The organism is Streptomyces sp. YIM 121038, assembly GCF_006088715.1.
Lineage (GTDB): Bacteria > Actinomycetota > Actinomycetes > Streptomycetales > Streptomycetaceae > Streptomyces.
Window position 1 is genome coordinate 4,052,593 of the sequence record NZ_CP030771.1, and the last position, 19,647, is coordinate 4,072,239.

General features: G+C 73.2%; 15 protein-coding genes. 10 read left to right on the plus strand and 5 right to left on the minus strand.

All coding sequences use genetic code 11. The annotated features are described in order from the left end of the window. Positions 1 to 46: 46 nt before the first annotated feature. The 3 genes from C9F11_RS16895 to C9F11_RS16905 all read left to right on the plus strand — a co-directional run bounded on the left by C9F11_RS16895 (position 47) and on the right by C9F11_RS16905 (position 2,932). The gene (locus C9F11_RS16895) at positions 47 to 562 is read left to right on the plus strand and encodes a cysteine dioxygenase family protein (protein ID WP_138960077.1); all 516 of its coding nucleotides are present in this window, start codon (positions 47 to 49) and stop codon (positions 560 to 562) included. A gap of 88 nt (positions 563 to 650) precedes the next feature. Further along, positions 651 to 1,619 carry a 2-phospho-L-lactate transferase gene (gene cofD / locus C9F11_RS16900; protein ID WP_138960078.1) on the plus strand — a complete coding sequence of 323 codons (969 nt, stop codon included), beginning with the start codon at positions 651 to 653 and terminating at the stop codon, positions 1,617 to 1,619. Further along, positions 1,616 to 2,932: a coenzyme F420-0:L-glutamate ligase gene (locus tag C9F11_RS16905; protein WP_138960079.1), complete on the plus strand. Its 1,317-nt coding sequence runs from the start codon at positions 1,616 to 1,618 to the stop codon at positions 2,930 to 2,932. The genes cofD and C9F11_RS16905 overlap by 4 nt, the downstream gene beginning before the upstream one ends. A gap of 139 nt (positions 2,933 to 3,071) precedes the next feature. Here C9F11_RS16905 and C9F11_RS16910 read toward each other — a convergent pair whose 3' ends face one another. The 3 genes from C9F11_RS16910 to C9F11_RS16920 all read right to left on the minus strand — a co-directional run bounded on the left by C9F11_RS16910 (position 3,072) and on the right by C9F11_RS16920 (position 7,009). Beyond that, on the minus strand, positions 3,072 to 4,076 hold the full coding sequence (locus tag C9F11_RS16910) for a DNA-3-methyladenine glycosylase (RefSeq protein ID WP_138960080.1): 1,005 nt from the start codon (positions 4,074 to 4,076) through the stop codon (positions 3,072 to 3,074). Between the two features lie 226 nt (positions 4,077 to 4,302). Continuing rightward, positions 4,303 to 5,385 carry an NDP-sugar synthase gene (locus C9F11_RS16915; protein WP_138960081.1) on the minus strand — a complete coding sequence of 361 codons (1,083 nt, stop codon included), beginning with the start codon at positions 5,383 to 5,385 and terminating at the stop codon, positions 4,303 to 4,305. Between the two features lie 94 nt (positions 5,386 to 5,479). Then, on the minus strand, positions 5,480 to 7,009 hold the full coding sequence (locus tag C9F11_RS16920; protein WP_138960082.1) for a peptidoglycan recognition protein: 1,530 nt from the start codon (positions 7,007 to 7,009) through the stop codon (positions 5,480 to 5,482). A gap of 138 nt (positions 7,010 to 7,147) precedes the next feature. Between C9F11_RS16920 and C9F11_RS16925 the strand changes: the two genes are divergently transcribed. The 4 genes from C9F11_RS16925 (at position 7,148) to C9F11_RS16940 (ending at position 13,298) form a co-directional block, all read left to right on the plus strand. Next, positions 7,148 to 7,900, plus strand: a complete 753-nt coding sequence (locus C9F11_RS16925; RefSeq protein ID WP_138960083.1) for a TIGR03089 family protein — start codon at positions 7,148 to 7,150, stop codon at positions 7,898 to 7,900. Positions 7,901 to 8,060: 160 nt separating this feature from the next. Beyond that, positions 8,061 to 9,368 carry an LCP family protein gene (locus tag C9F11_RS16930; RefSeq protein WP_171075757.1) on the plus strand — a complete coding sequence of 436 codons (1,308 nt, stop codon included), beginning with the start codon at positions 8,061 to 8,063 and terminating at the stop codon, positions 9,366 to 9,368. Between the two features lie 226 nt (positions 9,369 to 9,594). Beyond that, positions 9,595 to 11,379 carry an LCP family protein gene (locus C9F11_RS16935; protein WP_138960085.1) on the plus strand — a complete coding sequence of 595 codons (1,785 nt, stop codon included), beginning with the start codon at positions 9,595 to 9,597 and terminating at the stop codon, positions 11,377 to 11,379. Positions 11,380 to 11,522: 143 nt separating this feature from the next. After that, a complete protein-coding gene (locus C9F11_RS16940; protein ID WP_138960086.1) occupies positions 11,523 to 13,298 on the plus strand; it encodes an LCP family protein in 1,776 nt (591 codons plus the stop codon). A gap of 34 nt (positions 13,299 to 13,332) precedes the next feature. Here C9F11_RS16940 and C9F11_RS16945 read toward each other — a convergent pair whose 3' ends face one another. Next, a complete protein-coding gene (locus C9F11_RS16945; protein ID WP_268255504.1) occupies positions 13,333 to 14,373 on the minus strand; it encodes a glycosyltransferase family 2 protein in 1,041 nt (346 codons plus the stop codon). A gap of 312 nt (positions 14,374 to 14,685) precedes the next feature. Between C9F11_RS16945 and C9F11_RS16950 the strand changes: the two genes are divergently transcribed. Next, on the plus strand, positions 14,686 to 16,059 hold the full coding sequence (locus tag C9F11_RS16950; RefSeq protein ID WP_346347295.1) for an LCP family protein: 1,374 nt from the start codon (positions 14,686 to 14,688) through the stop codon (positions 16,057 to 16,059). Between the two features lie 269 nt (positions 16,060 to 16,328). Here C9F11_RS16950 and C9F11_RS16955 read toward each other — a convergent pair whose 3' ends face one another. Continuing rightward, positions 16,329 to 16,877, minus strand: coding sequence for an acyl-CoA thioesterase (locus C9F11_RS16955; RefSeq protein ID WP_138960088.1), 549 nt, complete (start codon positions 16,875 to 16,877; stop codon positions 16,329 to 16,331). Positions 16,878 to 17,006: 129 nt separating this feature from the next. Between C9F11_RS16955 and C9F11_RS16960 the strand changes: the two genes are divergently transcribed. Together C9F11_RS16960 and C9F11_RS16965 are read left to right on the plus strand one after the other, a co-directional pair. Then, positions 17,007 to 18,344, plus strand: a complete 1,338-nt coding sequence (locus C9F11_RS16960; protein ID WP_138960089.1) for an LCP family protein — start codon at positions 17,007 to 17,009, stop codon at positions 18,342 to 18,344. Positions 18,345 to 18,505: 161 nt separating this feature from the next. After that, positions 18,506 to 19,627: a dipeptidase gene (locus C9F11_RS16965; protein ID WP_138960090.1), complete on the plus strand. Its 1,122-nt coding sequence runs from the start codon at positions 18,506 to 18,508 to the stop codon at positions 19,625 to 19,627. Positions 19,628 to 19,647: the final 20 nt, after the last annotated feature.

Genomic DNA, 19,647 nt, shown 5'->3' on the forward strand with positions numbered 1-19,647 from the left:
CCCCGCGACACCCCAGCACTCTTACGTTGAGGAACCACCGCACCCCATGAACAGCGACAGCGACCTCCAGATCGCCGGCGACATCCTCGAAGTCCCCCACCTCCTCCAGCCCCCGCGCGAGCACCCCGAAACCGTCGCGGAGTTCGCCGGACTCGCCCGCGCCATCGCCGCCGACCGCGCCCAGTGGGCACCCCTCGTCCAGTACGACGCCACCAGCCGCTGGTACCACCGCCTGCGCACCGCGCCCGGCTACGAGGTGTGGCTGCTCTCCTGGGTGCCGGGACAGAGCAGCGGCTTCCACGGCCACGGCCGCTCCTCCGGCGTACTGACCCTCCTGGAAGGCCGGTTGACCGAACGCACCCGGCGCGGCAGCCGCACCCTCGCCGCGGGGGCGCAGCGCGTCTTCGCGCCCGGCTACGACCACGAAGTCGTCAACGACTCCCTGGAACCCGCCGTGAGCCTGCACGTCTACTACCCCGGCCTCACCGAAATGCCGATGCACACGGCCCGTTGCGAGGCACACGCGCCGCGGGACCCGGCGCGCGACGCACTCACCGCGTAGGGCGCGCAACCGGCGCGATCCCGCCGACGTCACAGCCGATCCCCCGGCCGCCTGCCGCACTGTCACACCCGCCTGCGATGCTGGGCACATGCGCATTGTGGTTCTGGCCGGCGGCATCGGCGGCGCCCGTTTCCTCCGCGGCCTCAAGAAGGCCGCGCCCGACGCGGCGATCACCGTCATCGGCAACACCGGTGACGACATCCACCTGTTCGGCCTGAAGGTCTGCCCCGACCTCGACACGGTGATGTACACGCTCGGCGGCGGCATCAACGAGGAACAGGGCTGGGGCCGCGAGGACGAGACCTTCAAGGTGAAGGAGGAGCTCGCGGCCTACGGCGTCGGACCCGAGTGGTTCGGCCTCGGCGACCGCGACTTCGCCACGCACATCGTGCGGACCCAGATGCTCGCCGCGGGCTATCCGCTCAGCGCCGTCACCGAGGCGCTGTGCGAGCGCTGGCAGCCCGGCGTGCGGCTCATCCCCATGTCGGACGACCGCGTCGAGACCCACGTGGCCATCACCGTGCCCGACAGCGACTCCGGCGAGCGCAAGGCCGTGCACTTCCAGGAGTACTGGGTCCGCCTGCGGGCCTCCGTCGACGCCCACGCGATCGTGCCCGTCGGCGCCGAACAGGCCAAGCCCGCGCCCGGCGTCCTCGAAGCCATCGCCGAGGCCGACGTCATCCTCTTCCCGCCGTCCAACCCCGTCGTCAGCGTCGGCACGATCCTCGCCGTGCCCGGCATCCGCGAGGCCATCGCCGAGGCCGGGGTGCCCGTGGTGGGCCTGTCCCCCATCGTCGGGGACGCGCCCGTGCGCGGCATGGCCGACAAGGTGCTCGCCGCCGTGGGCGTCGACTCGACGGCCGCCGCCGTCGCCGAGCACTACGGCAGCGGACTGCTCGACGGCTGGCTCGTCGACACCGTGGACGCCGCCACCGTGGAGCGCGTCGAGACCGCGGGCATCCGGTGCCGCGCCATCCCGCTGATGATGACGGACGTCGACGCCACCGCGGCCATGGCCCGCGAGGCACTCGCCCTCGCCGAGGAGGTCCGCGCGTGACCGCCCCGGCGTTCCGGGCCTGGGCCGTGCCCGGACTGCCCGAGGTCCGCGAGGGCGACGACCTGGCGAAGCTGATCGCCACGGCCGAGCCCGGCCTCGCCGACGGGGACGTCGTCCTCGTCACCTCGAAGGTCGTCAGCAAGGCCGAGGGGCGCGTCGTCGCCGCCGCCGACCGCGAGGCCGCGATCGACGCGGAGACCGTCCGCGTCGTGGCCCGCCGCGGCACCCTGCGCATCGTCGAGAACCGCCAGGGCCTGGTGATGGCCGCCGCCGGGGTCGACGCCTCCAACACCCCCGCGGGGACCGTCCTGCTGCTGCCCGAGGACCCCGACGCGTCCGCGCGCGCCCTGCGCGAGGGCCTGCGCGACGCGCTCGGCGTCGACGTCGGCGTCCTCGTCACCGACACCTTCGGGCGCCCCTGGCGCTCCGGCCTGACGGACGTCGCCATCGGCGCCGCCGGGGTGCGCGTACTCGACGACCTGCGCGGCGGCGTCGACTCGTACGGGAATCCGCTCCAGGCCACCGTCGTCGCCACCGCCGACGAGCTGGCCGCCGCCGGTGACCTCGTGAAGGGCAAGGCCGCCGGGCTTCCCGTCGCGGTCGTACGGGGGCTGCCGCACGCGGTGCGCGGCGCGGACACCCCCGACGACACCGACACCGGGGCGCGGGCCCTGGTGCGCGACGCCCGCGACGACATGTTCCGGCTCGGTACGAGCGAGGCCGTGCGGGAGGCGCTCGCGCTGCGGCGCACGGTGCGGGAGTTCACCGACGAGCCCGTCGACCCCGGGGCCGTGCGGCGCGCCGTCGCCGCCGCCGTGACCGCGCCCGCTCCGCACCACACGACACCCTGGCGGTTCGTGCTCCTGGAGTCGGCGGAGTCCCGGCTGCGGCTGCTCGACGCCATGCGGGAGGCGTGGATCGCCGACCTGCGGCGGGACGGCAAGTCCGAGGAGTCCATCGCCCGCCGCGTGCGCCGCGGCGACGTCCTGCGCAACGCGCCCTATCTGGTGGTCCCCTGCCTCGTCACGGACGGCGCGCACACGTACGGCGACGAGCGGCGGGACACCGCCGAGCGGGAGATGTTCGTCGTCGCCGCGGGCGCGGGGGTGCAGAACCTCCTGGTGGCCCTCGCCGGGGAGCGACTCGGGTCCGCGTGGGTGTCCTCGACGATGTTCTGCCGTGACGTGGTGCGGGACGTGCTGGGCCTGCCGCCGGAGTGGGAGCCGATGGGGGCCGTCGCGGTGGGGCACCCCGCGGGGGCGCCGGGGGCGCGGGTCGGTCGGGACGCGGAGGAGTTCCTCGTCGTGCGGTAGCCGGGCCCTCGCGGGGGCGCCCCAGGCCCGCCCCTTCCCGATCCGGGGGCTGCCGCCCCCGTGCCCCCGCTCTTTTCGGCGCTCCGCGCCTCGTCCTCAAACGCCGGACAGGCTGATTGGTGCCGGGCGGGCTCGTGGCTCAGAGGGCCGCGATGTCGGCTTTCGGCATCTTGGGCTTGCGGCGCGGCGGGGTGTGGCCGCTGAGGCAGATCAGCCGGGCCGCGCGGTGGCGCTGGCCCGCGTAGGGGGCCAGGAGTTCCAGCATGCGGGCGTCGTCGGCGTCGCGTTCGCCCGCCAGGGCGTAGCCGATGATGCCGGGCAGGTGCAGATCGCCGACGGTGACGGCGTCGGGGGCGCCGTTGCTGCGCTGGACCGTCTCCGCCGAGGTCCAGGGGCCGATGCCGGGGACCAGTTCGAGCCGGGCCCGGGCCTCTTCCACGGGCATCGCCGCCGCCTCCTCCAGGCGGGCGGCCACCCGCGCGGCCCGCAGGATCGCCGAGGCCCGCTTGTCGTCCACCCCTGCCCTGTGCCACTCCCAGGACGGGATGCGGCGCCACGTCTCCGGATCCGGCATCACGTGCATGCGGGCCTGCGGGGGCGTCGGGCCCGGGGCCGGTTCGCCGTACGCGCGGACCAGCAGGCGCCAGGCGCGGTACGCCTCGTCCGTGGTGACCTTCTGTTCGAGCACCGACGGGATCAGGGACTCGAGCACCAGGCCCGTACGGGTCAGGCGCAGGCCCTGGCGGCGGCGCTCCGTGTGCGCGACCAGGCGGTGGCTGGCGGTGAAGCCGTCCGGGGCGTCCGCCGCGCCGAGCAGGTCGGGCAGGGTGTCCAGGGCCCAGTCCGCGCCCGGACCCCAGGCCTCCGCCTCCGCCGTGCCCGCGCGCAGCGCCACGCGCAGGGTCGCGGGGCCCTGCGGGGTGCGGGTCGCCCGCCAGACCGAGCCGTCCGGGGTGGTGCGGAAGGTGGGGTCGGCGGGGCCCCGGCGCAGCGGGCCCAGGGTGAGGCCCAGGTGCAGCGGGGCCTCGGGGGTCCAGGTGCGGCGCATGGCCGCGGTGGCGGGCCGGGGGCTCGCCACGGGGACACGGGTTTCGCCGCCGCGCACGGTGGTGCGGGTGGGGCGGGGGGCGAAACGGGAGGACATCCGTCGAGGGTAGCCCCGCCGGAAGCCCGCACGCCCGCCCCTTCCCGAAGACGGGGCCCACGCCCCGGGCGACCTGCCCGAACCCGGGGGTCCGCCCACCCGGAGAGCCCACCCGAACACGGGGGGGGCCACCCGCCGGAGAGCCCGCCCGAACACGAGGGTCCGCCCACCGGAGAGCCGCCCGAGCACGGGGGCCACCCGGCGGTCCGTCCCGCCCGAAGGCGCCCTACTGGTCCGAGGAGAAGCGGACCGCTCCCGCCGGGAGCGTGGCCTCGCACCAGACGCGTACGCCGTCCCGCAGTTCGTTGTCCGCGCCGATGCGGGCGCCGTCGCCCACCACCGCGCCGGTGAGGACCGAGCGGGCCCCGACCGAGGCGCGGGCCCCGATGAGGGAGTCGGTGATGACGGCGCCGGGCTCGATGACCGCGCCGGACAGGATCGTGCTGCCGTACAGCCGGGCGCCCTCGCCCACCACCGCGTGTTCGCCGATCACCGTGCCGCCGGTCAGCTTCGCGTCGGAGGCGACCCGGGCGGACGGCAGGACCAGGCGGTCGCCGCAGCGGCCGGGCACCGCGGGCGAGGGGGCGCGGCCGAGGACGAGGTCGGCGGAGCCGCGCACGAAGGCCTGCGGGGTGCCGAGGTCCAGCCAGTACGTCGAGTCGACCAGGCCCTGCAGATGCGCGCCGGAGGCGAGCAGCTCGGGGAAGGTCTCGCGCTCGACGGAGACGGGGCGGCCCGCGGGGATGGTGTCGATGACCGAGCGGCGGAACACGTACGCGCCCGCGTTGATCTGGTCGGTGACGATCTCCTCGGGCGTCTGCGGCTTCTCCAGGAAGGCGAGGACCTTGCCCGTCCCGTCGGTGGGGACGAGGCCGTACGCGCGCGGGTCCGTGACCCGGGTCAGATGGAGCGAGACGTCCGCCCGCGTCCGCTCGTGCTCGGCGACCAGGGCACGGATGTCCAGGCCCGTGAGGATGTCGCCGTTGAAGACGAGGACGGGATCCTGCGGCCCGGAGCGCAGCCGCGACGCCACGTTGCGGAGGGCGCCGCCGGTGCCCAGGGGCTCCTCCTCGGTGACGTACTCGATGTGGAGACCGAACGCCGAGCCGTCGCCGAAGTACGGCTCGAACACCTCCGCCAGGTACGACGTGGCGAGGACGATGTGGTCCACACCCGCCGCACGGGCCCTGGCCAGCTGGTGGGTGAGGAACGGGACGCCCGCCGCCGGGACCATGGGCTTGGGTGTGTTCACCGTGAGCGGCCGCAACCGGGTGCCCTTGCCGCCGACCAGGAGGATCGCTTCTGTCACCTGTCGTCTCTGCTTCCTGCTGGGGCCGGCCGAACTCTGTTTCGGCCGGCCAGTGTATGCAGACGTGTATGCGGGCCGTGCGGTGCGATCGGGGTCAGCGGCCCTGGTAGCGCGCCGACGCGGTACGGGCCGTGCCGAGTTTGCTGTAAAGGCGGCGACCCGGGCACTCGGTGGCGAAACCGTCCCGGTGGCCGGAGATCACATGCAGCCGGACCTTCGTGCCTTTCGAGTAGAGGTTGCCACCTCCCGACTTCAGGTATGTCGTTCCGCGGGGATTCGCCCCGAACAGGCCCAGCTTCCACGCCGTGAGGCGGGCGACGGCGGTGACCGCGGCCTTCGGCGGGGCGGCACTGGTGTAGGTGCCGAGGACGGCGATGCCCATGCTGTTGGTGTTGAAACCGAGCGTGTGGGCGCCGAGGACGGCCTTCGCCACGCCACCGGCGCGGCCTTCGTAGATGTTTCCGCACTTGTCGACGGCGAAGTTGTAGCCGATGTCGCGCCAGCCACTGCTCTCGACGTGGTAGCGGTAGATACTGCGCAGGACGGAGGGCGCCTGTGAGCAGCGGTAGTTGTTGCCGGTGGCGCTGTGGTGCACGAAGGCGGCCTTGACGGTCTTCGTGTACGCGAAGTTCCGTTCGCGAAGCCGCTCGTCGGCGCCCCAGCCGCGGCGCGTGACGATGCGCGGGCGCGGGCCGACGTAGGGCCGGGCCCCGGTGGCGCCGGGCAGGCCGCGGGCGGCGAGCAGGTCCGCGCGGGTGCGCTCCTTCGTCAGCTCGGGGACGGCCAGGGCGCCCAGTGGGGCGAGGTCGGCGTTCACGGCGGAGGAGGCCGCGGCCTCGGCGGTCAGGGTGGTGGCGCGCGGGGCGTCGGCCGGGGCGCCGCCGGGCGGGGGCTCCGCCCCGGGATCCACGAGCTCCAGGCGCAGCCCGGCGGGGAGGAGCCCCGGGGAGCCGTCCGCCGGGGCACCGTCCGCCGAGGTCCGGCCTTCCACGCCGTCCGTCGGGGTCCGCCCTTCCACGCCGTCCGCCGAGGTCCGGCCTCCCCCGTCGCCTGCCGGGGCCCGGCCCTCCGCGTCGGCCGTCGAAGCGTGGGCGTGCGACGCCGGGGCGCGGTCGCGCGCGGTGTCCGGTCGTCCGGCGCGTGCGCCCGTCGCGGGCTCCGCGCCGCGCGCCCGTACGCGTACCTCCACTCCGTCCGAGTCCCCCACCCACAGGGGCGCCGTCGCCCCGCGCACCCGGCCCGAGCCGCGCTCGGCCGCGCCGGGGTCCGCGGCGTGCTCGTGGTTGTGCGTCTCGACGTCCTGCCAGGCGGACCAGACCGTGGTGCCGGTGGCGCGGGTGCGGACCTGGACGGTGCCGCGCAGCTCGGCGTCCGCGTCGTCCCAGACCACGCCGAGCAGCGAGAACGGCCGTACGTCACGCCGCGGCAGGCCCTCCGCCCGCGGCCCGCCGCCCGCCCGGTCGGAGCCGAGCGGGGCCAGCGGGAGCGACTGGGTACTGCCGGGCAGCGCGCCCGCCGCGGGCGGCCCGGCGGCCGTGGCGGCGGCCGTCGACGGAAGGGCGACGGGCAGGGCCAGCGCCGCCGCACAGGTGACACCGATCGAGGAAGCAAGGAATCCACGCATGCAGACGATCGTCCGCATACCGGTCATATCTGTCCATTGGGGAACTGACGGTCCGTCGGCCCGGAGTCGGCCGAACCGGTGTCCCCAACTGCCCCGCCCGCACCGGCGGCACGCGGGCCCCCGCGTACCCTTGCGGCCGTGAACGCCAACGACCGCACCCCTGCCGACCTGCTGCGATCCGCGCTCGCCGCCGACCCGGCGCGCCCGCTCGTCACGTACTACGACGACGCCACCGGTGAGCGCGTGGAATTGTCCGTGGCCACCTTCGCCAATTGGGTGGCCAAGACCGCCAACCTGCTCCAGGGCGACCTCGCCGCCGAGCCCGGCGACCGGCTCGCCCTGCTCCTTCCCGCGCACTGGCAGACCGCCGTGTGGCTGCTCGCCTGCTCCTCGGTGGGCGTCGTCGCGGACGTCGGCGGCGACCCGGCCGGCGCCGACCTCGTCGTCAGCGGCCCCGACACCCTCGAAGCCGCGCGGGCCTGCTCCGGGGAGCGGGTGGCGCTCGCGCTGCGGCCGCTCGGCGGGCGCTTCCCCGAGGCCCCGGACGGGTTCGCCGACTACGCGGTGGAGGTGCCGAGCCAGGGCGACCGCTTCGCGCCGTACGCGCCCGTGGACCCGGACGGACCCGCCCTGGCCGTCGGCGGGGCCGAGCTGACCGGGGCCGAGGTGGTGGCGCGGGCCCTGGACGACGCCGCCGGGCTCGGGCTCGCGGCCGGGGCGCGGCTGCTGTCCGGCCGCCCCTACGACAGCTGGGACGGGCTGAGCGCCGGGCTGTACGCACCGCTCGCCTCCGGCGGCTCCGTGGTGCTGTGCCGCCACCTCGACCGGGCCCCGGAGGGCGGCCTGGAGAAGCGGGTGGAGGCGGAGCGGGTCACCGTGACGGTGCGGTAGCCGGGGCGGGCCGGTGGCCGGTGAGAGCCGGTGGCCGGTGAGAGCCGGCCCCGGGGCCCCTCACCCGTTCGGCCCTCCATCCGCGAGCCCCCCGCCCCCGGCCGGGTCATGGTCGTAGGAGCGCCATGCACCGACGCAGCCACGAGGGGTGGATCCACACGTGACCGACAGCACGTACGGACCGGGCGCGGGAGCGAGTCCGTCGGGGCTCGCCGCGCGGCGCCGCAGACGACGCTGGCTGCGGTACGCCGGGGTCGGCACGGCCGTGGTCGTACTGGCGGCGGGCGGTGTCGGCTGGGCCGTGTACCAGAAGCTCGACGGGAACATCACGGAGGACACCGACGCCGCCGCCGAGCTCGCGCGGTACGAGAAGGAGCGGCCGACGCCGCTCGTGCACGACGCCCAGAACATCCTGCTGATCGGCTCGGACACCCGCTCGGGGCGCGGCAACCACAAGTACGGGCGCGACCTCGGCACCCAGCGCTCGGACACCACGATCCTGCTGCACCTGGCCGCCGACCGGCAGAGCGCCACCGCGGTGTCGCTGCCGCGCGACCTGATGGTGCGGATCCCGAGCTGCCGCCGCCCGGACGGCTCCCGCACGCGGGCCCAATTCGCGCAGTTCAACTGGGCGTTCGAGTTCGGCGGCACGGCCTGCACGATCCGTACGGTGGAGAAGCTCACGAACATCCGGGTCGACCACCACATGGTCGTGGACTTCGCCGGGTTCAAGGACATGGTGGACGCCGTCGACGGCGTGCAGGTGTGCCTCAAGGCGCCGGTGGACGACGCGGCCGCGAAGCTGCGGCTCCCCGCCGGACGGCAGACCCTCAACGGCGAGCAGGCCCTCGGATTCGTCCGCGCCCGCAAGTCGCTCGGCAACGGCAGCGACACCGAACGCATGGACCGGCAGCAGGAGTTCCTCGGCGCGCTCGTCAACAAAGTGCGCAGCAACGACGTCCTGCTGAATCCGGTGAAGCTCTATCCCGTTCTGGACGCGGCCACGTCGTCGCTCACCACCGACCCGGGACTCGCGAGCCTGCGCGGTTTGTACGAACTGGTGCGCGGACTACGCAATATCCCCACAGAACGGGTTCAATTCCTCACGGTGCCACGCCGCTCTTACACGTACGACGCGAATCGCGACGAGCTGGTGGAACCCGCGGCCGACGAACTCTTCACCCGGCTCCGCACGGACGAGCCGGTGCAGGTCACCCGCGCCCGGCCGGACGTATCGAATGCCTCAGCCACCTCGAACAGTGACGGATCCTCGTACGAGAACGGCGACGACGGCGGGGAGTACGAAGAAGAGGACGACTCCGGCGACGGAGCCGATGAGTACACGGACTCCGGGGACTACGAAGACGGCGGCGAGTGGAGCGACGAGAAGCCGGACGACCCCACGCACACGCCGAGTCCGGCACCCACATTCCGGGGCAACACGGCCGCCGGATCCACCTGTGCGTAATCCGAACACCGGGTGGACAGGGCCTCGCGGCCAAGAAATTGGGCGGATTGCCCAGTTGTAGGGGAGTGGAATTTGTCACCGGCGTCGCTGGACGCTGAACTGGGCGGATAGTGTGAGCCGATCCGGTGTCCGGCCGATGGGCCGCACACCGCTGGTACGACTGGACCGAGCGCCTTCTTGAGGGGGGAAAGGCGCCGCGTGGCCCTGACGGAGGACGCAAACAACCGTGGACGCGCAAGGCCGTGGGCGGGCGGAGAACATCGATCCCGCAGACCAGTGGGTACTCAATCCGCAGACCGGCGACTACGAACTGCGACTGAGCCCTTCCGCTGAGCAGTCGGCGCCCCAGACCGGCGTGCCGGGCCCGCGCAGGGGGGCGCCCCGGCGGGGAGCCCCGCGCCCGGCGGATCCGCAGCAGAGCACGCCGCAGCAGGGCGCCCCGCGCCCGGGTACGCGCGGGCCCGAGCGCCCGGGCGGCCGGGAGCAGCAGGTGCCGGGCCAGCGCAGGCGCCGCGCCGCGCAGCCGGAGGCGGCGGGCAGCCGCCGCAAGGGCAAGACCAAGAAGAAGAAGTCCACGGGCAAGCGGATACTGGCGTGGACGGGGGGCACGGTCGCCTTCGTGATCGTCGCGGCCGGCGTCGGCGGCTATCTGTACTACCAGCACCTCAACGACAACATCACGGCGGTCTCCGACGACGGCGCCGGCACCGGCGGGTTCAGCAAGGACCGCGCGATCAACATCCTGCTCGTGGGCACGGACGAGCGCAGCGGCGACGGCAACAAGGGCTACGGCGATGAGGGCAGCGTCGGGCACGCGGACACCACGATCCTGCTGCACGTGTCCAAGGACCGGTCCAACGCGACCGCGCTGAGCATCCCCCGGGACCTGATCACCGACATCCCGGACTGCCCCACCAAGCAGGACGACGGCTCCACCAAGACGATCCCGGGCTCGCAGAAGGTCCGCTTCAACGAGAGCCTCGGGCAGAACGAGCGCACGCCCAGCTGTGTCATGCGCACGGTCACGCAGATCACCGGCATAGAGCTCGACCACTTCATGGTGGCCGACTTCAACGCGGTCAAGACGCTGTCCAGCGCGGTCGACGGCGTGGACGTATGCCTCGCCAAGGACTTCGACGACCCCAAGTCGCATCTGAAGCTGCCCGCGGGCAAGCACTCGATCGAGGGCGAGGAGGCGCTGGCGTTCGTCCGGACCCGGTACACCGTGGGCACCGGCGGTGACCTCAGCCGGATCCAGCTGCAGCAGCAGTTCCTCAGCTCGCTGATGCGCAAGCTGAAGTCGAAGGGCACGCTGACCAGCCCGACGAAGATCATAAGTCTGGCGGAGGCGGGCACGAAGGCGCTGACCGTCGACTCCAAGATCAAGGACATACTGAAGCTCCGCGACCTCGGCATGGAACTCGGCAAGTTCGACATGAAGAACCTGACCTTCGCGACGACCCCGGTGATCGACAACCCCGCCGAGAAGAAGCCCGTCACGGTCGTGCTGAACAAGGCCAAGTCCGACGAGCTGTTCTCGATGCTGCGCGAGGACGTGTCGCTGACCGAGGTCAAGAAGAAGGAGAAGAAGGAGAAGGCCGCCGTGGCCGCGCGGCTCAAGGGCCCGCGCGCCGAGGCCGCCGACGTCCGCGTCGACGTCTACAACGGCAGCGACCGCAACGGCGCCGCTCAGGAAACTCTCAGCTGGCTGCAGAACACTGAGGGCGTGACGAAGTCCAGCCAGCTCGGCAACGCCGGCAAACAGGGCAAGACGACCGTGGAGTACAGCGCCGGGCAGGCCGACGAGGCCCGGAAGCTGGCCGACCTCATGGGGCTGCCCGCCGCCGCCCTGAAGCCGGGCAAGAGCGAGAAGAACGCGCAGGGCCTGCCGGCGATCGTGCTGACCCTCGGTGCCGACTTCAAGGGCGCGGGGGTGCCCGTCAAGGCCCCGTCGAAGGCTCCGGACGGCATCCAGAAGGTCGAGGCCGACAAAACCGTGTGTGCCAAGTGACCTGAGGCGGTCGTTTCACGTCTCACAGAACGCCCCGGTGGTTGAAGCGTGACATACCGCGCCGGCCGCCGGGGCGGCGGCAGCGTGCCGCAAGTGGCCACGGGTGGGCCACACTTGGGAAGCACGGCGGGGAGGGACAGGGGATGGGGCAGAACAGCGTGCGTGGGGAGGGAGTGTCCTCGGGGGCGGGCACCCACGAGGCCACGAGTGAGCGGTCCCGCGCGGAAGGCGACCGTCCGGACAGCGATGCCAAGGACGCGGAGCCACACGCGCGGGACACCGCGGAGCCACACGCGCGGGACACGAAGGCCCCGGGGCCGTCCCGCGGCACAGCGGGCGGGGGGCGCTCCCGCGGAAAAGGCGACGCGGAAGGCGAGGGCCGCTCCCGCCGCAAAGAGGCCCGGGGCTCCCGCAGCCGCACGCGCCGCGCGGCGCCCCGGCGCAAGCGGCGGGTGCTGCGCTGGTCGGCGACCGTCCTGGCCGTACTGATACTCGGCACCGCGGGGGCCGGATACCTCTACTACCAGCACCTCAACAGCAACCTCGAAACGGACGACCTGAACCTGGGCGACCACCGGGCGCCCGCGCCCACGCCCAACGCCGCGGGCCAGACCCCGCTCAACATCCTCCTGATCGGCTCGGACGCGCGGGACTCCAAGGCGAACCAGAAGCTCGGCGGCGCCAAGGACACCTTCGGCGGCCCCCCGCTCGCGGACGTGCAGATGCTGCTCCACCTGTCGGCGGACCGCACCAACATGTCGATGGTCAGCATGCCCCGCGACACGCTCCTGACCATCCCCAAGTGCACGGACCCGGACGACGGCAAGGTGTACGACGAGCTCGGGCCGCGGGCGATGACGAACGAGTCCCTGGGCCGCGGCGGCCCCGGCTGCACGGTCGCCACCTGGGAGAAGCTGACCAACATCCGCATCGACCACTTCATGATGGTCGACTTCTCCGGCGTGGTGTCGATGGCCGACGCCATCGGCGGCGTCCCCGTGTGCGTGGACAAGAACATCCACTCGCGCACCCGCGCGGGCAAGGGCTCCGGTCTGAAGCTGCCCAAGGGCACCTCGAAGATCCAGGGCGAGCAGGCCCTCCAGTGGCTGCGCACGCGCTACGGCTTCGAGGACGGCAGCGACATCGGCCGCGCCAAGGCCCAGCACATGTACATGAACTCGCTGGTCCGCACCCTGCGCGACAACGCGAGCCTGACCAGCCCGAACCGGCTGCGCAAGCTCGCCGAGAACGCCACGAAGGCCCTGAAGGTCGACCCGGGCCTCGGCTCGGTCCTCAAGCTGTACGACCTCGGCAACGAGCTGAAGAAGGTCTCGCCGGAGCGCACGACGATGACCACGATGCCGTTCGAGTACTCCGGTTCGCGCGTGGTGCCCAAGCCGGGCGACGCCGAGCAGCTCTTCCGCCTCGTACGCGACGACATCCCCCTGGACGGCAAGGGCAAGAAGAAGAAGCCGAAGGAGAAGCCGTCCGACGACCCGGCCGCGCCGGACGCCGACATCGCGGTGCAGGTCCAGAACGGCACCCGCACCGCCACCGAGCCGCCGGTCAGCGGCCGGGCGAGCACGGTCGCGCAGCTGCTCGCCGCGGCGGGCTTCAGCAAGGCGGCGCCGGACACGGCGACGGCCCTCACCGAGGCCAGGACGGTGGTGCGCTATCCGTCGGTCGACCTGGAGGGCGACGCCCAGCGGGTCGCGAAGTCCCTGGGCCTGCCGCTGAGCGCGGCCAAGAGGTCGACCGACGTCTCCGGCGTGACGCTGGTCGTGGGCGCCGACTGGCGCGAGGGCGACAAGCCGGAGAAGGCGAAGAGGCAGGACGACTCGACGCCGAAGTCGGCGGACGCGCTCAACGGCTCCGACAAGAAGGCGTGCATGAAGGTGGACCCGAACTTCACCTGGTGAGGCGGGAGTCCGGGTCCGGCCGCGGGCCCCGGGGTCAGGCTTCCTGGGGCTTGCGGTCCGTGCCGAGGACCGCGGGGCGGCGCGAGGCGATGACCTTCTTGGCGAGCGAGCGCGGGCTGGTGAGGAAGCCCCAGCCCCACGACATGTGCATCGTCGCGAGGGCCACGGGGATCTGGAGGCGCGCCTTCAGGGGCAGGCCCTTGCCCGCGGGCACGGACCCGGCGGCGATCGCCGCCAGATAGCCGCCGGGGATCACCAGGCCCCACGGCGTCAGGGCCGCGCCCACGACCAGGCCCGCGGCGATGGCGCACACGGCCGTCGGCGGCGCGAGGTAGCGCAGGTTGATGGAGCCCTCGTGGTAGCGGGCGACGACGTGCCGCCAGCGGCCGTAGTCCTTGTACTGCTTGGCGAGGGCCTTCACGCTGGGGCGCGGCCGGTAGGAGACCTTCAGCTCCGGCGAGAACCAGATGAGGCCGCCCGCCTCGCGGATGCGGAAGTTCAGCTCCCAGTCCTGGGCGCGGATGAACTCCTCGTTGTACCCGCCCTGTTGTTCGAGGGCCTCGCGGCGGAAGACGCCCAGATAGACCGTCTCGGCCTGCTGGGCGTCGCCGCCGGTGTGGAAGGCGGCGTTGCCGACGCCGATCTTCGAGGTCATGGCGGCGGCGACGGCGTGCTCCCAGTCGTTCTCGCCCTCGGCGTGCATGATGCCGCCGACGTTCATCGCGCCGGTCTCCTCCAGGAGGCGCACGGCGGTGGTGATGTACCCCGGCGAGAGCGCGGCATGGCCGTCCACGCGCACCACGATCGGGTGACGCGAGGCCTTGATGGCCGCGTTCAGGGCCGCGGGCGTACGCCCCGTCGGATTCGGGACCGTGTGCACACGGGGGTCCTCGGCGACCAGCTCGGCGGCGATCTCGTCCGTGCGGTCGGTGGAGGGGCCGAGTGCGACGACGACCTCCATCTCACCCGCGTACTCCTGCTTGAGGATCGCGTGGACGGCTTCGCGCAGATGCCGCTCCTCGTTGAGGACCGGCATGATCACGGAGACGGCGGGAGGCTGACCGTCAGAATTCACGTGCGGAGTTTCCTTCTCGTCTCGCGGCCCGGGTTCCCGGGGGACGCCCCCGGAGAATGCAGCATCGGGCGTCACGTTACCGCGAACGGGGGACACGGGCGCGCGCCGTCCGGGTCGCTACCCCGGGCCGCAGATCGTATGGGCCTACGGTTCTGGCGTCCCCCGGCTCACGCCGCGACCGCGGAGGTGTCCTCGCACGTGCCCGCACCGCACCGCTCCCCCGCCCCGCCCCCGCGCCGACCCCACCCGCCGCGGCCGCCGCGCCCCCCGGCCCGACCGGCGGCCCGGCGGACGCGGCGGCCGCGCTGGGCGATGCGGATCGCGACGGCGCTGTCCGTCACGGTGCTGGGCGCCGCCGGGATCGGGCATTCCGTGGTGTCCAGCCTGGACACCGGCATCAGGCGCGTCGACGCCTTCAAGGACATGAAGAACCGGCCCGAGGGCAGCCACGGCACGAACGTGCTGCTCGTCGGCACGGACGGGCGCGACCGGATCAGCCGCGCGGAGAAGAGGAAGTACCGGCTCGGCGGCGCCCCCTGCCACTGCACGGACACGATCATGATCGTGCACATCTCGGAGGACCGGGAGCGCGCCAGCGTGGTGAGCCTGCCCCGGGACTCGTACGCGGAGCTGCCGCCGCACGTCGACCAGAACTCGCGCAAGCACCACAGGTCGCACCCCGTGAAGATCAACGCGGCGTACGCGGAGGGCGGCCCCAACCTCACGGTCCGCACGGTCGAGCGCATGACGAAGGTGAAGATCGACCACTATCTGGAGGTCGACTTCACCAGCTTCATGAAGACCGTCGACGTCGTCGGCGGCGTGGAGATCTGCACCGCGATCCCCCTGAAGGACTCCTACACGGGCCTCGACCTGTCCGTCGGTACGCACCAGCTCAGCGGGGGCCAGGCGCTGCAGTACGTCCGCTCGCGGCACATCGACGGGGCCGCCGACCTCGGGCGGATGCAGCGCCAGCAGCGGTTCCTCGCGGCGCTCATCGCGAAGGCCACGAGCAGCGGCGTGCTGTTGAATCCGGTCAAGTTCCGCGACGTCTCGAAGACGCTGCTCGGCTCGGTGCGGGCCGACGACGGCTTCGGTACGACGGACATGCTGGCGCTCGGCCGGGCCATGCGGAACTTCTCGCCCTCGTCGTCGGAGTTCACGACCGTGCCGCTGGCGCCCAAGGGGCAGCTGATCCCCGGTGTCGGGTCGACGCTGAAGTGGGACCCGCAGAAGTCCGCGAAGCTGTTCCAGGCGCTGCGCGACGACAAGCCGCTGGCTCCGCACCGGGAGCGGCGGAAGGCGGCGCTCGTGCCGGTCTCCCCCGGGCAGATCCGGGTGCAGGTCGACAACGGCACGCGGACGTCCGGGCTCGGGCGGCGGGTGGACTCGGCGCTGCGCAAGTCCGGCTTCCGCACCTCCGGGGTGCCCGGCTCCGTCCCCCTCGCCCCCGGCGCCGGGCCCCTCGCCCGCACGGTCGTCGCCTACGACCCGCGCTGGGACCGCTCCGCGAAGTCCCTGGCCACCGCGTTGCCCGGCTGCGAGATGCGGCGGGTGAACGGGCAGGGGCCGACGCTGAAGGTGCTGGCCGGGGCGGATTTCCGCGGGGTCCGCGCGGTCCGGGCGGAGGACGCCCACCAGGGCGAGTTCGGCGCCATCACCGGCGACCAGGTGATCTGCCCCTGACCCCGGGGACCTCCGGTCCGCTGGGGCCTCACGGATGCCGCGCCCCCACCGGCCCCGTGGGACGCGACGCGCGGGCGCTCCGCGTCGGGGCCGGGCCTCGCGCAGCCGGGGAGGGACGGGTGGGCGGGTGGGAGAACCGCCGCGGTAGCGGCGGAAACGGGGACGGCGCCACGCGCAGGCGCACCGCGTCGGGGCCCGGCCTCGCGCAGCCGGGGAGGGACGGGTGGGCGGGTGGGAGGAAGCCCCGGCGGGGAAGGCGGGGCCGGGGCTCAGTCCTCGTAGCCCTCCCGGGCCCGGGCTTCGCGGAGGTCCTTGATGGCCCGACGCCGGGCCAGCCGGTGGGTGCGGCGGATCTGCGCCTCCTGGTAGCGCCGCCGGTCCCGGTCGGTCTCGGGCTCGACCGGCGGCACGAGCCGCGGCTTGCCGTCGGCGTCGACCGCGGCGAAGACCAGGTACGCGGAGCCCACCTGCTGCGCGGGCGTCGACTCGTTCCAGCGCTCGGCGAGCACCCGTACGCCGACCTCCATGGAGGTGCGCCCGGTCCAGTTGACCTGGGCTTTCACATGGACGAGGTCGCCGACGCGCACGGGCGAGAGGAAGGCCATCTCGTCCATGGAGGCGGTCACCGCGGGCCCGCCGGAGTGGCGCCCGGCGACGGCGCCCGCCGCGTCGTCCACGAGCTTCATGATCACGCCACCGTGCACCGTGCCGAGGAGGTTGGTGTCGGCGTGGGTCATGATGTGGCTGAGGGTGGTGCGGGACACCGAGGTCGGCTTGCCCGGAATCTCCGGCTCCGGAGCAGTGGCCTGATCTGTCATGCCCTCCACCCTATGTCGCCGGGGGCATCGTGCCGGTTACGGGCGCATTGCCACAGCTCTGCAACAGGCGTGACCCGAAATCACGCCCTCCCTGTAAGGGAGGGCTCGCGGCACTGCACACTAAGCCACATGAGCGATTGGCCAGACGCGCGGAACGGCAACAACGGGGACCGCCACGGGTACGGCAGCGGCAACGCACAGCCCGAGGGCGCCCGCGTGATGCGCCACGTCCAGCGGCCCGACGGAGTCCCGCGCCAGCCCTCGTACGACGACAACGTGTACGACGACCTGTACCGCGACCAGCGGGCCCAGCCCGGGCAGCAGCACGGCCAGCAGCACGCCCAGGGCCCCGGCGGCCCGGAGGGCTACGACAGCGGCTACAACACCGGCCAGGTGTACGGCTCGCCCGGCGGGCCCCGCCGCGGCCAGGCGCCCGGCGGCCCGCAGGGACCGGGCGGCCCGCCCGCCCCGCCGCGCCCGAAGCCCCCGGTGAACTGGAAGAAGCGGATCACCTGGGGCCTGGTGACGTTCCTCGCGCTGCTGATCGTGGTCTCCGTGAGCACGTACTTCTGGGCGGACTCCAAGCTCAAGCGCGAGGTCGACCTGTCGAAGGTGATCGAGCGGCCCGCGGGCGGCAAGGGCACGAACTACCTGATCGTCGGCTCGGACAGCCGCGCGGGCATGTCCGACGAGGAGAAGAAGAAGCTCCACACCGGCTCGGCCGAGGGCAAGCGGACCGACTCGATGATGATCCTGCACGTCGCGGACGACGGCGGGAACACGATGGTCTCGCTGCCGCGCGACTCGAACGTCACGATCCCGTCCTTCAAGGGAGCCGAGTCCGGCAAGCTCTACCCGGCCACGGGCCGCCAGACGAAGCTGAACGCCGCGTACGCCGAGGACGGCCCCGAGCTGCTCGTCCGGACCGTCGAGGCCAACACGGGCCTGCGCATCGACCACTACGCGGAGATCGGCTTCGGCGGCTTCGCGAAGATCGTGGACTCGGTCGGCGGCGTCGAGATGAACATCCCCAAGGACTTCAAGGACAAGTGGTCGGGCGCCGACTTCAAGAAGGGCAAGCAGAAGCTGAGCGGCCAGGAGGCGCTCGCCTTCGTCCGCACCCGGCACGCCTTCGGCAGCGACCTGGAGCGTACGAAGAACCAGCAGAAGTTCCTCTCGGCCCTCGCCCACCAGGTGGCGACGCCCGGCACCGTCATGAATCCGTTCAAGCTCTACCCCACGATGGGCGCGGGCCTGGACACGCTGATCGTCGACAAGGACATGGGCCTGTTCGACGTGGCGTCGATGTTCTGGGCGATGAAGGGCGTCACGGGCGGCGACGGCAAGTCCATGAACATGCCGATCTCGGGCTCGGTCGGCAGCAACCTCGTCTGGGACAAGGCGAAGGTCAAGCAGCTCGTCGAGCAGCTCAACAACGACGAGACGGTGACCGTGTCGGACAACTGACCGGACACCCGAAGCCCGCGGGCCCCGCCGTCACCGACGGCGGGGCCCGCGGCGTTCCGGCGGCGGCATACCCCGAACGCTCCGCCCGCCGCGAAGCCGCGGGCTCGCCGTGCGACGGTGGTGGACCAGCGAGAAAGTGCCCACCGGACCGCGGAGCTGCCATGGCGGACCTGCAGGACGAATTCGACACCACCGCAGAGGCCGGAGAGCTCGACCGGCTGCCGGACGCCGTACCGGGCGCCGGGGCGGCCGAGCCCGAGCCCGGCGCGCGCCTAGACGACGCCGACGGGCGGGCCCGTGCCCTGCTGGCCGCCCATCCCGTCGCCGACGGCTACAGCGGCCTGCCGTGGGCGCTGCGCGGCCTTCCGTACTGCGACCTGGAGCCCGGCGACAGCTGTTTGGAGACCGATGTGCCAAGGCTGAGAGCGGGTGCGGTCGGCGCGCAGTTCTGGTCGCTGCACGTGCCCGAGGACCTCGCCGGTGACCGTGCGGTGAGCGCGACCCTCGAACAGCTCGACCTGGTGCGCCACGTCGTCACCCGCTACGGCGACGACCTGCGGCTCGCCCGGGACGCCTCCGAGGCCGCCGACGCCCGCAACCACGGCCGCGTCGCCACCGTCGTCGGCCCGGCGAGCGCCCGCGCCATCGGCGACTCGCTGGGCGCGCTGCGCTCGCTGCACGCGCTCGGCCTGAGCGTCCTCACGCTCGCCGGTACGTCGTGGGCGGGCGGGGACGGGCTGAGCGCCTTCGGCGAGGAGGTCGTACGGGAGATGAACCGGCTCGGCGTCCTCGCCGATCTGTCCGGGGCGCCCGAGGAGACCGCGCGCCGGGTGCTCTCGGTGTCCAGGGCGCCGGTCCTGTTCACCCGGTCCGGGGCGCGGGCGCTGTGCGAGCACCCCGCGAACCTCGGTGACGACCTGCTCGCCGCCGTGGGCGCGGCGAAGGGCCTGTGCCTGGTGCCGTTCGCGACCGAGCAGACGGGGACCTCGGTACGGGACGTCGTGAGCCATCTGGAGCACGTGCGCCGGATCGCGGGGCCGGAGTGCGTGGGGATCGCGGGCACGTACGACACCACGGCCGCGCACCCCGAGGAGCTCGACGACGCCTCGCGCTTCCCCCGGCTCGTCACCGAGCTGCTCGGGCAGGGCTGGAGCGATGCCGAGATCGGGGCGCTCACCTGGGGCAACGTCCAACGGGCGCTGCGCGGGGCGGACTTCACGGCCCGGGCGGCGCGGGAGCGCAGGGAGGCGTCGACGGCGACGATCGGCCGGCTCGACGGCTAGCCGGGCGGCGCCGGGCCCGG